Origin of the sequence: Streptomyces sp. NRRL S-337, from assembly GCF_000720175.1 — a bacterium.
In the GTDB taxonomy this organism is placed as follows: domain Bacteria; phylum Actinomycetota; class Actinomycetes; order Streptomycetales; family Streptomycetaceae; genus Streptomyces; species Streptomyces siderophoricus.
This window is the reverse complement of record NZ_JOIX01000047.1, coordinates 41283-54830: the sequence shown is the minus strand read 5'-3', so window position 1 is coordinate 54830 and position 13548 is coordinate 41283. Positions and strand designations below refer to the sequence as shown.

Below are 13548 nucleotides of genomic sequence, written 5' to 3'. Positions count from 1 at the left end.
CACGACTCGATCTGCTCAACCGTCAGCGACTTCTCACACAGTCACACCAACGAGCCCCAGCCCACACGGTCACACCACATGCGGTTGCAGTATTAGGGGTGAGGGGAACAGATCCCCTAAGGGGTGCGAGGGCCCCCTCGGGGCCGACAACGTGGCGGGGCGAGGCGGTATTCCCGGCGGAACGGCGTAACCACGGGAGAACACCACGGCGGGAACCGGGTGCAGTTCGGCCCGTATGCCCCGTACGAGCGGTACGGGCGGTACAGCGGTGCGGGTCATACGGCCCGCGTGGCCCCGTAGGTCGCTACCGCACGGGCCTACGGGTCATCTGGCCCCGCGTGGCCCCGTAGCTCGCTACCGCCTAAGCCGGTCGCCCCGACGTCACCGCGTAGAAGGCCACCGCCGCGGCTGCGCCGACGTTGAGGGAGTCGACGCCGTGGGCCATCGGGATGCGGACCCATTCGTCGGCGGCGCGCAGGGCGCCGGTGGTGAGGCCGCCGCCCTCCGCGCCCAGCATCAGGGCGACGCGGTCGAGCGTGTGCGGGGCGGCCTCGTCGATGGTGGAGGCCTTCTCGGCGGGGGTGAGGGCGAGCAGTTTGAAGCCCGCTTCCCGTACGACGGACAGGTCGCGGGGCCAGCTCTCCAGGCGGGCGTACGGGACGGAGAAGACCGCGCCCATGGAGACCTTCACCGAGCGGCGGTAGAGGGGGTCGGCGCAGTCCGGGGAGAGCAGCACCGCGTCCATGCCGAGGGCCGCCGCGCTGCGGAAGATCGCGCCGATGTTGGTGTGGTCGTTGACGGCCTCCATGACCACGATGCGGCGCGCCCCGGCGAGGAGTTCGGTGGCCGCGGGCAGCGGGGTGCGCTGCATGGAGGCGAGCGCGCCGCGGTGTACGTGATAGCCCGTCACCTGTTCGGCGAGGGCCGGGCTGACGGCGTAGACCGGGGCCGGGACCTCGTCGATGACGTCGCGCATGACGTCGACCCACTTCGAGGAGAGCAGCATCGAGCGCATCTCGTAGCCGGCGTGCCGGGCGCGCCGGATGACCTTCTCGCCCTCGGCGATGAAGAGTCCCTCCGCGGGCTCGCGCCGGCGCCGCAGTTCGACGTCGGTCAGGCCGGTGTAGTCGGCCAGCCGCGGGTCGTCCGGGTCGTCGACGGTGATGATTTCTGCCACGGGGAGATAGTGCCTTGTCGGTGTCGGGGTTCCAATGCCGGGGGAATGCCCGGGGAAACGAATCGGCTAGTCGGCCGTGGTCGTCGCGCCGATCGTGACGACGTCGCCGATGACGATGACCGCCGGCGGCCGGACGCCCTCGGAGCGGACCGTCTCGCCGAGGGTGGCCAGGGTGGCGTCGACCCGGCGCTGGGTGGCGGTGGTGCCCTCCTGGATGACGGCGGCCGGGGTGTCGGCGGGGCGGCCGTGCTCGACGAGCTTGGCGGCGATGGCTCCGCTGTTCTCCACTCCCATGAGGACGACCAGGGTGCCGCGCAGCTTGGCGAGGGCGGGCCAGTCGACCAGGGAGCGCTCGTCGTCGGGGGCGACATGGCCGCTGACGACGGTGAATTCGTGGGCGACACCGCGGTGGGTGACGGGGATGCCGGCGGCGGCGGGCACCGAGATGGTGCTGGAGATGCCGGGCACGACCGTGCAGGGGATGCCGGCCTCGGCGAGCGCTTGGGCCTCCTCCATACCGCGGCCGAAGACGAACGGGTCGCCGCCCTTGAGGCGGACCACGGCCTTACCGGCCTTGGCGTGCTCGATCAGCGCGTTGTTGATGGCCTCCTGGGCCATGAACCGGCCGTAGGGGATCTTCGCGGCGTCGATGACCTCGACGTGCGGGGGCAGCTCGGCCAGCAGGTCGCGGGGGCCGAGGCGGTCGGCGATGACGACGTCGGCCTCGGCAAGGAGACGGCGGCCGCGGACGGTGATCAGGTCGGGGTCGCCGGGGCCGCCACCGACCAGGGCCACGCCGGGGGTGTGCGCGCGGCGGTGGTGCGGCGCGGCGATGCTGCCGTCACGCAGGCCCTCCACGATGGCGTCGCGTACGGCGGCCGAGCGGCGCGGGTCGCGGCCGGTGAGGACGGCTACGGTCACGCCCTCGCTGCGCCCGGTGGCCGGGGTCCAGGCGGTGGCCGCCTCGGCGTCGTCGGCGCGTACGCACCACACCCGCCGCTCCTCGGCCTCCTGGGAGGCGGCGGCGTTGGCCTCGGGGTCGTCGGTGGAGATCAGCGCGTACCAGGCCTCGGCGAGGTCACCGGCCTGGTACCGGCGGCGCTCCCAGCGGATCTCGCCCGCGTCGGCCATCGCCTCGACGGAGGGGGTGGCGGACGGGGAGACGAGCACGACGTCCGCGCCCGCGGCGACGAGCGAGGGGAGGCGGCGCTGGGCGACCTGACCGGCTCCCAGGACGACCACCCGGCGGCCGGACAGCCGCAGTCCGACGGGGTAGGCAGCGTGTTCGGCGACGTGCTCGGCCATGGCGGGGCGGCTCCTTGTGCGGATGGTGCGAGTTCGAAACCGGATCGGTCGCTGCGGCTCTGGAGCGGCTGATCAGGGATGATACGACGCTTGAGGGCGTACGGCCCCGGCCCACAGCCTAGGGGGCTGCGGGCCGGGGGTCATGCGGTGCGGCCGCGTTCCGGCCGCACCGCATCAGCTCTTCTCCGTCACTCCGGCGGAGTCGAAGGTGGCGACCTCGTGCATGGCGCGGGCGGCGCTCTGCACGACGGGGAGGGCCAGCAGGGCGCCGGTGCCCTCGCCGAGGCGCAGGTCGAGGTCGACGAGCGGGCGCAGGCCGAGCTTGTTGAGGGCCGCGACGTGGCCGGGCTCGGCGCTGCGGTGGCCGGCGATGCAGGCGGCCAGCGCCTCGGGGGCGATGGCGCGGGCCACCAGGGCGGCGGCGCCGGCGCTGACGCCGTCGAGGATCACCGGCGTGCGCAGCGAGGCGCCGCCGAGGATCAGGCCGACCAGGGCCGCGTGCTCCAGGCCGCCGACCGCGGCGAGCACGCCGATCGGGTCGGCCGGATCGGGCTGGTGGAGTTCCAGGGCGCGGCGGACCACGTCGACCTTGCGGGCGTGCGTCTCGTCGTTGATGCCGGTGCCGCGGCCGGTGACCTCGGCCGGGTCGACGCCGGTGTAGACGGCGATCAGCGCGGCGGAGGTGGTCGTGTTGGCGATCCCCATCTCGCCCGTGAGCAGGGCCTTGTTGCCGGCCGCGACGAGGTCGCGGGCGGTTTCGATGCCCACCTCGATGGCCTTGAGGACCTCCTCCTGGGTGAGCGCGGGGCCCTGGGTGAAGTCGGCGGTGCCGGGCCGGACCTTGCGGGGCAGCAGGCCGGGGGTGGCGGGGAGTTCGCTCGCCACGCCGACGTCCACCACGCACACCTCGGCGCCGACCTGGTTGGCGAAGGCGTTGCAGACCGCGCCGCCGCCCAGGAAGTTGGCGACCATCTGGCCGGTGACCTCCTGGGGCCAGGGGGTGACGCCCTGGGCGTGCACGCCGTGGTCGCCGGCGAAGATCGCCACGGCGGCCGGCTCCGGGATCGGCGGCGGGCACTTGCGGGACAGTCCGCTCAGCTGCGCGGAGATGATCTCCAGCATGCCGAGCGCGCCGGCGGGCTTGGTCATCCGCTTCTGGCGCTCCCACGCCTCGCCGAGCGCCTTGGCGTCCAGCGGGCGGATGCCCTGGAGGGTCTCCTGGAGGAGGTCGTGCGGGTTCTCGCCGGGCAGCGCGCGGCGGCCGTAGGTCTCCTCGTGGACGACCCAGGACAGCGGGCGGCGCTTGGACCAGCCGGCCTGCAGCAGCTCGGGCTCCTCGGGGAACTCGTCGACGTAGCCGACGCACAGGTAGGCGACGACTTCGAGGTGCTCGGGCAGGCCCAGTTCGCGGACCATCTCGCGCTCGTCGAAGAAGCTGACCCAGCCGACGCCGAGGCCCTCGGCACGGGCCGCGAGCCAGAGGTTCTCGACGGCGAGCGCGGAGGAGTACGGGGCCATCTGCGGCTGGGTGTGCCGGCCGAGGGTGTGCCGGCCGCCGCGGGTGGGGTCGGCGGTGACAACGATGTTGACCGGTGTTTCGAGGATCGCCTCGATCTTCAGCTCGCGGAACTGCTTGGCGCGCGCCTTGGGCAGCGACTTGGCGTATGCGTCGCGCTGCTCCATCGCGAGCTGGTGCATCTTCTCGCGGGTCTCGGCGGACCGGATGACGACGAAGTCCCAGGGCTGGGAGTGGCCGACGCTGGGGGCGGTGTGGGCCGCCTCCAGGACGCGCAGCAGGACCTCGTTGGGGATCGGGTCGCTGCGGAAGCCGTTGCGGATGTCGCGGCGCTCGCGCATCACGCGGTGGACGGCGGCGCGCTCGGAGTCGTCGTAGCCGGCGGCCGGGGGGCCTGCCGGGACCTCTTCCGCCGCGGGGGCTCCGTCGGCGGCGTCGGTCTCCTCGGCGGCGGGCTGCTCGTCTGCGGCCTGCTCGTCTGCGGCCTGCTCGTCTGCGGGCTGCTCGTCAACGGCCTGCGGCTGGTCGGCCGCCGGAACCGCGTCGGGCTCCTGCGGCTGGTCCTCGTCCGCGCCCTCACCGAGCTGGAGGAGCGCCTCGGCGTCCTGCTGGTGGGGGGCCTCGTCGGCGGGGGCCTCGTCGGGCATCTCTACGGCGACCGGGGTGCCGGCGGGGTCCTGGGCCTGCGGAACGGTGTCGTCCGCGGCGGCCTGCGGCTGCTGTTCGGCGACCTGCTGGGCCGGGATGTGGACGGTGCCGGGCTGGGCCGCGGGGGCGGCCTTTGCGGGGGCGTCGGCCGGGATGGCGGGCTGCTCGTCGGCGGCCTGGGGCTGCTGGGGCGCGGGGGCCGTGTCTGCTGCCTGCGCCGGTTCCGTTGCCTCTTCCACTGCCGCTGCCGCCGCTTCTTCGGTTGCGGCCGGTTCCGCGGCCTCTGGCGTTGCTGCTTGCTCTGTGGTCGCGGGGGCTGCCGAGGCCTCCGGGGTGGCTGCGGCGGGCTCCGGAGCCGGGGTGACCTCGGGAGTCGCTGCGGCCTCGGGGGACGCGTCGGCAGGGGTGTCCGGCGTGGCGTCCGGTGTGGCGTCCGCGGCGGGTGCTGCGGACTCGGCGGCCGGGGTCGCCTGTCCCTCGGGGGCGTCCGTGGCGGCAGCGGCGGCCGAGGTGTCAGGGGTAACGGCCTCGGGCGGCTCTATGACGACCTGCTCCTGCTCGACGGGGGCGCCGTCCTCTGCTCCGGGCAGGGCGACGGGGCCCTGCGGCGGCGCGGCGGCCTCGGGGGCGACGGCCTCAGGGGCGACGGCCTCAGAGGCGACGGTTTCCGGCGCGGCGGCCTCGGGCTGCGGCTGGGCGGCGGCGTCGACCGTGACGTTCTCCTCCGTGCCCTCGGCCGCGCCCTGCTCGGAAACGTCCTGTACGGGTACTTCCTGGGCAGGCACTTCCTGTGCGGGCGCGTCCGGAACCGGAGCCTCCTGTGCCGGAGCGTCCGGAGTCTGTGCCTCCGGGCTCTGGGCCTCCGGGCTCTGGGCCTCCGGAGCCTGGGCATCCGGGGCCTGGGCGGTCGGCTGCTCCGCCGTCGGGGCCTCGACGGGCTCGCCCGGTACGGTCCCGTCCGCGGCGCCCTCCGCGGGCTGCGCCACCGGCTCGGGCTGTGCCTGCGGCTGCACCACGGGCTGCTGTTCGGCCGGCAGCTGCTGTTCGGCGTGCAGCTCGGGGTCCTGGGCGACGGGCTGCGCGACCGGCTGCGCGGTCTCGTCCGCCGGCGCGGCGGTGGCCTCCGCGGGCGCGGTCGCCTCCGCCGCCGGGGCCGCTTCCACCACCGGTGCCTCGTCGGCAACCGGGGCCGCTGCCGCGGCCGTTGTGGTCTCCTCGACCGGCGGCACCTGATCCGCCACCGGCGCCGGTGCGGCCACCGCGGCCGGTTCGGGAGCCGGTGCCGGCTCGGGGGCCGGCTCGGGGGCGGGGGCCGGGGCGGCCTGGGCCGTGGCGTCGTTCCAGGCCGGCATCTGGGCCGGGATCTCGCCGAGCTGCGGGCCCGGCAACGGGCCCTGGCCGGCGGCGCCGTAGGTCTGCTCGGGAGACAACTGCCCACCGTAGGACTGGCCACCGTAGGACTGGCTGCCGTACGTCTGCTCGGCGTACGGCGCCGCCCCGGCCTGCGGCTGCGGTGCGGCGTACGCCTGGGCCGGCTGGGCGTCCTGGGGTGCGGCGGGGGCCTGCTGGGCGGCCGCGGCGGCTTCCGGGGCCACGGGGGCCTGGGCGGGGGCGGCGGCGTCGAAGTATTCGGGGGCACCGGCGGGCGGGGCGGCGTGCCGGGCGGGGGCGTCTGCGGGGCCGCGGTCGGCGAGCGAGCGGACCACGCCGCCGGTCGCGTCGGGCACCGGCGGGCCCATGTGCAGCGGGCGGCGGTTGGGCGCGGCCGCACGGGCCCGGTCCGGCTGCTGGGGCGCCGCGGGCTGCGGGATGCGGACCGCGCTCAGGTCGACGGAACCGGAATCCCGGCCGCCGCTCTCGTGGTCGCCGGCCTGGGCGGGCATCGCCTCGTAGCCGGTGGCTCCCTGGGCGGCGGCGTCGAACGGCACACCCTGCTGCGGCTGCTGGGTCTGGCCCTGGTGGGTCTCGTGCGGCAGCGGCTGGGCCGCGGGCTGCTCGCTCCAGGCGCCCTGGGCGCCCGGCATGAGCAGCAGGTCGTCGTCCTCGACGCCGGGATCGGTCTGGTCGAGGTAGGGGTAGTCGCCCTGAGGGGTCACCATGCCCGGCAGCTCCGTGGGTCCGGCGTCGGCAGGGGAGGGAGCGGCCGCCGGCTGCGGCTGCCCGGGATGTCCGCCTGCGTTCTCCGGCTGTCCCTCGCCCGGGACCTGGCCGGTGTCGGTCATGCGTACCCCTCGCCCATTGGTAGTGCTCCTTCCAACCGCTCGTGCGACACGCTCGACCGGGGCGCCCCGACGCCCCGATAGCTAGAACGAGCGAGCACGCCTCGCGGCACGTCCACGCTCACAGCTTCATATTCGTCCAAAACCACGGCATTTTCCGGATATTGGCGTACGAAGCCGAACGGGGAACGGCGGCGCAACGATCCGCCAGCCTACCTCGCGCGGGTTGCCTTCCAGGTCAGGGGTGAGGAACGCGATACCCGCTGAGCAAAAACACCACGGACCGCTCGCGTTCGACCCAGACGGAGGTGTCCAGGTCCACGGACTGCAGCAGGGCGCACTCGACGTCGTACCCGCCGTCCGCCAGTGCCCGGCCCAGCAGCTCGGCCTCGTCGCGGGTGGCGGCGTGGGTGACGATCCGTTCGGGACGGCGGGCGGCGCAGGCGGTGACGACCTCCACTCCCCCGCCGCCGATCCGTACGACGTCGGGCTCGGGCAGGTCCTCCAGGATCTGCGGCGCCCGCCCGTGCACGACCTGGAGTTGGACGCCGTGCCGGCGGGCGACGGCGGCGGTGCGTCCGCAGGCGTCCGGGTCGGCGTCCACCGCGATGACCGCGGCGCCGAACCGCGCGGCCTCCACGGCGGCGGCTCCGCTGCCGGTGCCGATGTCCCAGACCAGGTCGCCCACCCGGGGCCCGAGGCGGGCGAGTTGGGCGGTGCGCAGCTGGACGGTTTCCCCCTCGGCGAGGGCTCCGCCGTAGGCGCGGTTGGGCAGTCCCCAGCCACGCGGTCCGGTCGGGTGGCCGACCTCGTGGCCGGCGATCCAGCCGGTGCCCTGGGCCGCGGCGCCGCCGGGTGAACCACCGACGACGATGACGACGTTGGGGTCGCGCCAGACGTGGTCGGCGGCCTTGTCGGATGTGAGGACCGTCACCTGCTCGCGTTCGGTGCCCAGTTCCTCGCAGATGACGAAGGTGCGGTGGACGCCGCCGAGCAGCAGGGCGAGTTCGGCGGGGCCGGCGCCGGGCGAGGTGAGCACCGCGACCTTGGTGTGGGCGCGGCAGACGTTGACCGCGCGGCGCAGGTCGCGGCTGTGGGCCACGACGATCTGGGCGTCGTCCCAGGGCATGCCGGCGCGGGCGAAGGCGGCCGCGACGGAGGAGACTGCCGGGACGACCTCGACCTCCAGGCCGTGCTCGGGGGCCCGCAGGGTGCGGACGACGCCGAAGAAGCCGGGGTCGCCGTCGGCGAGGACGACGGCGGTGCCGCGGTGCTGGGCGATCCGGCGGGCGGCCAGGGTGACGCTGCCGAGCCGGATCCGCTCGGCGTGCGGCGGGACTTCGGGCAGTGCGAGGTGGTGGGCGGCACCGGCCACCAGTGTGGCGGCGCCGAGGGCGGAGCGGGCGGCGGCGGTCAGCGGAGAGCCGTCCCATCCGATCACCGTGACCCGGTCGGCCATGCTCGTCAGTCTCCTGGGGCTGCTGTGGGTACGCGGGCGGTGGCGGCCGCGGGGTGGCCGCGGGCCGGTGGCGCGCCGCTGTGGTGCGCCGGACGCAGGTCCGCGCTGGTCGCGCGGGTGCGCGGCAGGCCGAGAGTACCCCGAGAGGTACGGACCTGGACGCGGGCGTGGGTCAGTTCCACTCGAGGTAGGTGAATCCGTTCGCGTCGGCCATCCGGTCGGGGATCCCGTCGAGGTCCTCGGGCAGCAGGCTCCAGACGATCAGATCGGTGCGGATGTCCGTCCAGCCGCCGTCCTCCGTGCGGCTGCGGGCTATCCAGGCGTTGCGCAGCACGCCCTCGCTGATGCAGCCGATCTTCTGGGCGACCTGCTGGGAGGCGGTGTTGTCGGCGGCGGTGCGCAGTTCGAGGCGTTCGAACTTCTCGTGGTGGAAGAGCCACTGCGCGACCGCGAGGACGGATTCCGAGGCGTAGCCCTCGCCGCGGGCCCAGGGGGCGGTGACGTAGCCGATCTCGGTGGAGCGGATGCGCCAGTCGGTGTTTTCGAGGTGGACGGTGCCGACCAGGCGCTGGGTGAGGAATTCGGTGACGGCGAGGGCGAGGCCGCGGCCGGTGGTGCGGAGCGCGGCGGCCTTGCCGGTGGCCCAGGCGCGGGCCTCGGCGGTGGTGTACGGGTGCGGCAGCGCGGTCCAGGCGGTGACCAGCTCGTCGGACATCATCTCGGCGAGGGCGGGGACGTCGGCCTCTTCGAAGGGGCGCAGCACCAGCCGGTCCGTGCTGAGGGAGATGTCCGGAAAGGTGGATGTCATGCCGCTGCTCCAACGCCGTTGACCGTGGGTGCTCCGGGACGTCGCGGGATGGTTCACCGCGAGGTCACGGGCCGTCTGACCGTCTTGAATGCACCAGCATGCAGCATGGGCGGGTGGGTGTGCCACGCGCCCGGGCCCCGGCCGCGCGGGGTGCGCTGCCGGGGCCCGGTGGTGGCTCGGGGGTCAGGCCTTGGCGGGACCGAAGGCGGGGATGACCGAGCCGTCCTTGTACTTGTCCTCGATGAACTTCTTGACCTCGGGGGAGTTCAGGAGCTTGGCCAGCTTCTTGATCCGCGGGTCGTTCTCGTTGCCCTTCTTGACGGCGAGGAAGTTGGCGTAGGGGTTGTCCTTGGCCTTCTCCAGCGCGAGGGCGTCCTTGGAGGGCTTGAGGTGGGCGCCGATGGCGAAGTTGCCGTTGATGATGGCGGCGTCGACGTCGTCGATGCGCGGCGCGGTCTGTGCGGCCTCCAGCTCCGTGATCTTGACGCCCTTGTCGTCCTTGACGTCGGTGAGCTTGGCGTCGGCGCCGACGCCGGGCTTGAGGGTGATCACGCCGTTGTCGGCGAGCAGCTTGAGCGCGCGGCCCTCGTTGGACGGGTCGTTGGGGACCGAGACGGTCGAGCCGGACTTGAGGTCCGAGAGCTTGTGGATCTTCTTGGAGTACAGGCCGAGGGGCTCGATGAGCACGTTCTGGACCGGCACGATGTGGGTGCCGTTCTCCTTGTTGAAGGTGTCCAGGAAGGGCTTGTGCTGGAAGAAGTTGGCGTCGACCTGGCCGTCGTCGGTGACCTTGTTGGGGATCTTGTAGTCGTTGAACGGCTTGACGACGAGCTTGAGGCCCTCCTTGGCCGCCAGCTTCTTCGCGACGAAGTCGAGGATGGTGGCGTGCGGGGTGGGGCTCGCGGCGACGACGAGGGGGGCGTTCTTGTCGCTCTTGTCGCTGCTGGCCGTGGTGTCGGAGGGCGCGGAGCAGGCGCTCGCGCCCAGGGCGACGGCGGAGGCGGCGGCGACGGCCACGGTGATCTTGACGGTGTTGCGCACGAAGAGTGCCTCTTTCTTGTTGCCACACGGGGGTGTCCGTGTGCTGTCCGCCCGGCAAAGGGTCCGGGCTCTCGGGTGGTGCGGGTGACGCGGGTGGCTTACGGGGTCAGGCGGCCTCGGTGACGGCCGCCGGCTCCTCGGTGCGGGCGCGGCGCAGGCCGACGCGTACGGGCGAGGAGGGGCGGGTGCCGCGGCCGGCGAGCCGGCGGACGATCAGGTCACCGAGCAGCTGGACGAGGGTGACCAGGACGATCAGCTCGACGACGGTGGTGATCATCAGGGAGGTCTCGTACTGCTGGTAGCCGTAGGTGTAGGCGAGGTTGCCCAGTCCGCCGCCGCCGACCGCACCGGCGATCGCGGAGTAGCCGATCAGCGTGATCACGGTGGTGGTGACGGCCGCGACCAGTGCGGGCAGGGCCTGCGGCAGCAGCACCTTGAAGATGATGGTCCAGGTGCCGCCGCCCATGGCCTGGGCGGCTTCCACCAGGCCGTGGTCGACCTCGCGCAGCGCTGCCTCGACGAGGCGGGCGAAGAACGGGATGGCGGCGATGGCGAGCGGGACGACCGCGCCGGTGGGGCCGATGGAGACGCCGACGACGAGCCGGGTGAAGGGGATCAGCACGACGATCAGGATCAGGAACGGGAAGGACCGCCCGATGTTCACGATCGCGCCGAGGACCTTGTTCACCACGACGTTCTGCAGCAGGGCGCCGCGGTCGGTCAGATGCAGCAGCACGCCGGCCGGGATGCCGAAGAGGACCGCGTAGAACGTCGACCACCACACCATGAAGAGGGTGTCGAGCGTGTTGTCGTAGAGCAGCGGCTGCATCTCGGTCCAGCTCACTTGGCACCTTCCTTCTGGAGCGGGGCGGCGGCGGGCGCCGGGACGGCGGGGGCGGCGTCGGCCACGTCGGCCACGGCAGCCACGGCAGCCACGTCGACCTGTAGGCCCTGCTCGCGCAGGAAGCCGATGGGGACGACGTTCTCCTCGAAGCGGCCGGGCAGCTCGATCCGCATCCGGCCGATCTGCTTGCCGCCGACGGTGTCCATGGCGGCGCCGAGGATCGAGATGTCGACGTTGTAGGTGCGTGCCAGCTCGGAGATCACCGGGCGGGTGGCGGCCGAGCCGTGGAAGGTGATGTCGACGACGGTGCGGTCGTCGGCCGAGGGCTCGCCGCCGACCGGGAAGAGCTCCCGGGCGAGTTCGGAGCCGGGGGTGGCGAGCAGTTCGGCGACGGTGCCCTGCTCGACGACGCGGCCGTTCTTCATCAGCGCGGCCGAGTCGCAGATGGTCTTGACGACGTCCATCTCGTGCGTGATGAGGACGATGGTCAGGCCGAGCTGGCGGTTGAGGTCGCGCAGCAGGGTCAGGATGGAGCGGGTGGTCTCCGGGTCGAGGGCGCTGGTGGCCTCGTCGGAGAGCAGCACCTTGGGGTCGCCGGCCAGGGCGCGGGCGATGCCGACGCGCTGCTTCTGGCCGCCGGAGAGCTGGGCGGGGTACGCCGTGGCCTTGTCGGCGAGACCGACCAGGTCCAGCAGTTCCAGGGCCTTGCGGGAGCGTTCGCGGCGGTCGACCTTGAGGATCTCCAGCGGCAGTTCGACGTTGTCCTGGACGGTGCGCGAGGACAGCAGGTTGAAGTGCTGGAAGACCATGCCGATGTGGCTGCGGGCGGCGCGGAGCTGGGCGCCGGCGCGCTTGCCGCGCCCGGCGATGGAGGTCAGCTCCTGGCCGGCGACGGTGACCGTGCCGGAGGTGGGGCGCTCCAGGAGGTTGAGGCAGCGGATGAGGGTGGACTTGCCGGCGCCGCTCTGGCCGATGACGCCGTACACCTCGCCCTCGCGGACGTGCAGGTCGACGCCGTCCAGGGCGGTGACGTCGCGGTCTCCTGAACGGTAGACCTTGGTCAGGCCCGTTGTGGTGATCACAGGGAATTCCGTCACTGTCGAGTGCACGGCGGGGTCGCCGCCGGCACGGGGCATTCTTGCGAGTGCGGCAGGGGGGAACGGGAGCGGTGGCGGGCGCGGAGCCCGGCTCCTGGTTCCGGTGACGCGGGGCGGCCGGCGCGGTCGGGGACCGGTGCACGGCATGGGGTCTCGCTTCGGGGCGCGAGGCTCAGGCGGGGGCCCTCAGCGGTCACACATTCGACACATGCAACGAGCACCGGGCGTCAGGTTCGCCTCGGTCGCAGGGGTGCGGTAGCTCGTCGTGGTCATGGCGGCAAGTAAACCAGACGGCCGTGCGGGCCGATCAACCGTGTCCGAATGGCGGACCTGACCGACCGACTTGTGGACAGCGCCTCATCCCGCCAGGGAGATCTCCACCGTCCCGTCCGTGGCCTGCGCGGATACCGCAGACAGGTCGGGGACGACGACGTCGGCGGAGAGCTCGGCGGCCGGGTGGGTTGTGGTCAACGCCACGGTCGTCATGCCGGCCGCGCGGCCGGCCGCCAGCCCGGCCGGGGCGTCCTCGAAGACGACGCAGCGGGCCGGGTCCACGCCGAGCCGGCGGGCGGCCAGCAGGAACGGCTCCGGGTCGGGCTTGCCGCGGGTGATGTCGTCGGCGGCTATCAGCTTCTTCGGCCGGATGCCGACCTCACCGAGGCGGGCCTCGGCCAGCCGCCGGGTGGCGGAGGTGACCACCGCCCACCGCTCGGGAGGCAGGCCCGCGAGGAGGGCGCGGGTGCCGGGCAGCAGGGTCACACCCCCGGCGGCGTCCTCGACCTCCAGCTGTTCGATCCGTGCCAGCGCGCCGGGCACCTTCCCGGCCGGGAGCAGATCGGCGGCGATCTCGACGGCCGGACGGCCGTGCAGCTCGACCCGGGCGAAGTCCTCGGGGGCGATGTCGTACTCCTCGGCCCAGCGGGTCCAGCAGCGGTGGACGGAGTCGAGGGAGGAGATCAGGGTGCCGTCGTTGTCGAAGAGGAGTGCGTCCGCGTGGATCTTCATGGGGACCGAGCGTATGTGCGGTCCGGGGGCGGGCGCATCGGGTCTTTTGGCCCGTAATAGGGTCTCGGCATGCTTGATGCCCTGACGATCGCGACCGGTGTGGCCGCGCTCGCGCTCGCCGCCTGGTGCGGTTTCGCCGCCTACCGGGACCAGCGGACCATGGACTGGCACTTCCTCGGCATGGCCGTGGTGTCGCTGCTCGCCGTGGTGCAGCTGGTCGTCGGCATCGTCCAGCTGGCGCGCGGCGAGAAGCCCGCGCAGGGCACGGCGATCTTCGTGGCGTATCTGCTCGGCGCGTTCGCCTGTGTGCCCGCCGCGGGCTTCATGTCCCTTGCGGAGCGCAGTCGTTGGGGCTCGCTGACGGTCTCCGCCGGCGGCGTGGTGCTGGCCGTGCTCGAAGTGCGGCTGTTCGACATCTGGGGAGGCTGA

At 73.3% G+C, this 13548-nt stretch carries 10 protein-coding genes; 1 reads left to right on the top strand and 9 read right to left on the bottom strand.

The window, feature by feature from the left end; all coding sequences use genetic code 11:
• Positions 1–361 precede the first annotated feature (361 nt).
• The 9 genes from IG62_RS0127545 to IG62_RS0127505 form a co-directional block, all read right to left on the bottom strand.
• Entirely contained in the window at positions 362–1177 is an 816-nt protein-coding gene (locus IG62_RS0127545) for a TrmH family RNA methyltransferase (protein WP_030808849.1), read from the bottom strand.
• 66 nt (positions 1178–1243) lie between these two features.
• Positions 1244–2482: a uroporphyrinogen-III C-methyltransferase gene (cobA, locus tag IG62_RS0127540; protein WP_030808846.1), complete on the bottom strand. Its 1239-nt coding sequence runs from the start codon at positions 2480–2482 to the stop codon at positions 1244–1246.
• A gap of 174 nt (positions 2483–2656) precedes the next feature.
• Positions 2657–6868 (bottom strand): nicotinate-nucleotide--dimethylbenzimidazole phosphoribosyltransferase, encoded by a 4212-nt coding sequence (gene cobT, locus IG62_RS0127535; RefSeq protein WP_030808843.1) that lies wholly within the window; start codon positions 6866–6868, stop codon positions 2657–2659.
• Positions 6869–7103: 235 nt separating this feature from the next.
• The gene (gene cbiE / locus IG62_RS0127530) at positions 7104–8324 is read right to left on the bottom strand and encodes a precorrin-6y C5,15-methyltransferase (decarboxylating) subunit CbiE (RefSeq protein ID WP_030808840.1); all 1221 of its coding nucleotides are present in this window, start codon (positions 8322–8324) and stop codon (positions 7104–7106) included.
• A gap of 172 nt (positions 8325–8496) precedes the next feature.
• Positions 8497–9132 carry a GNAT family N-acetyltransferase gene (locus IG62_RS0127525; protein ID WP_030808837.1) on the bottom strand — a complete coding sequence of 212 codons (636 nt, stop codon included), beginning with the start codon at positions 9130–9132 and terminating at the stop codon, positions 8497–8499.
• Between the two features lie 183 nt (positions 9133–9315).
• Positions 9316–10173 carry a MetQ/NlpA family ABC transporter substrate-binding protein gene (locus tag IG62_RS0127520; RefSeq protein ID WP_030808834.1) on the bottom strand — a complete coding sequence of 286 codons (858 nt, stop codon included), beginning with the start codon at positions 10171–10173 and terminating at the stop codon, positions 9316–9318.
• 106 nt (positions 10174–10279) lie between these two features.
• Positions 10280–11017, bottom strand: coding sequence for a methionine ABC transporter permease (locus IG62_RS0127515; RefSeq protein ID WP_030808832.1), 738 nt, complete (start codon positions 11015–11017; stop codon positions 10280–10282).
• A complete protein-coding gene (locus IG62_RS0127510) occupies positions 11014–12099 on the bottom strand; it encodes a methionine ABC transporter ATP-binding protein (protein WP_030808828.1) in 1086 nt (361 codons plus the stop codon). The genes IG62_RS0127515 and IG62_RS0127510 overlap by 4 nt, the downstream gene beginning before the upstream one ends.
• A 372-nt stretch (positions 12100–12471) precedes the next feature.
• Positions 12472–13119, bottom strand: a complete 648-nt coding sequence (locus IG62_RS0127505) for an HAD-IA family hydrolase (protein WP_030808825.1) — start codon at positions 13117–13119, stop codon at positions 12472–12474.
• A gap of 69 nt (positions 13120–13188) precedes the next feature.
• Here IG62_RS0127505 and IG62_RS0127500 point away from each other — a divergent pair, with 69 nt between their 5' ends.
• On the top strand, positions 13189–13548 hold the full coding sequence (locus IG62_RS0127500) for a hypothetical protein (protein WP_030808822.1): 360 nt from the start codon (positions 13189–13191) through the stop codon (positions 13546–13548).

Excerpts from the sequence above, each read along its gene's own strand:
- cobA (WP_030808846.1), bottom strand. The coding sequence starts at position 2,482 with ATGGCCGAGCACGTCGCCGAACACGCTGCCTACCCCGTCGGACTGCGG.
- cobT (WP_030808843.1), bottom strand. The coding sequence starts at position 6,868 with ATGACCGACACCGGCCAGGTCCCGGGCGAGGGACAGCCGGAGAACGCA.
- cbiE (WP_030808840.1), bottom strand. The coding sequence starts at position 8,324 with ATGGCCGACCGGGTCACGGTGATCGGATGGGACGGCTCTCCGCTGACC.
- IG62_RS0127525 (WP_030808837.1), bottom strand. The coding sequence starts at position 9,132 with ATGACATCCACCTTTCCGGACATCTCCCTCAGCACGGACCGGCTGGTG.
- IG62_RS0127505 (WP_030808825.1), bottom strand. The coding sequence starts at position 13,119 with ATGAAGATCCACGCGGACGCACTCCTCTTCGACAACGACGGCACCCTG.
- IG62_RS0127500 (WP_030808822.1), top strand. The coding sequence starts at position 13,189 with ATGCTTGATGCCCTGACGATCGCGACCGGTGTGGCCGCGCTCGCGCTC.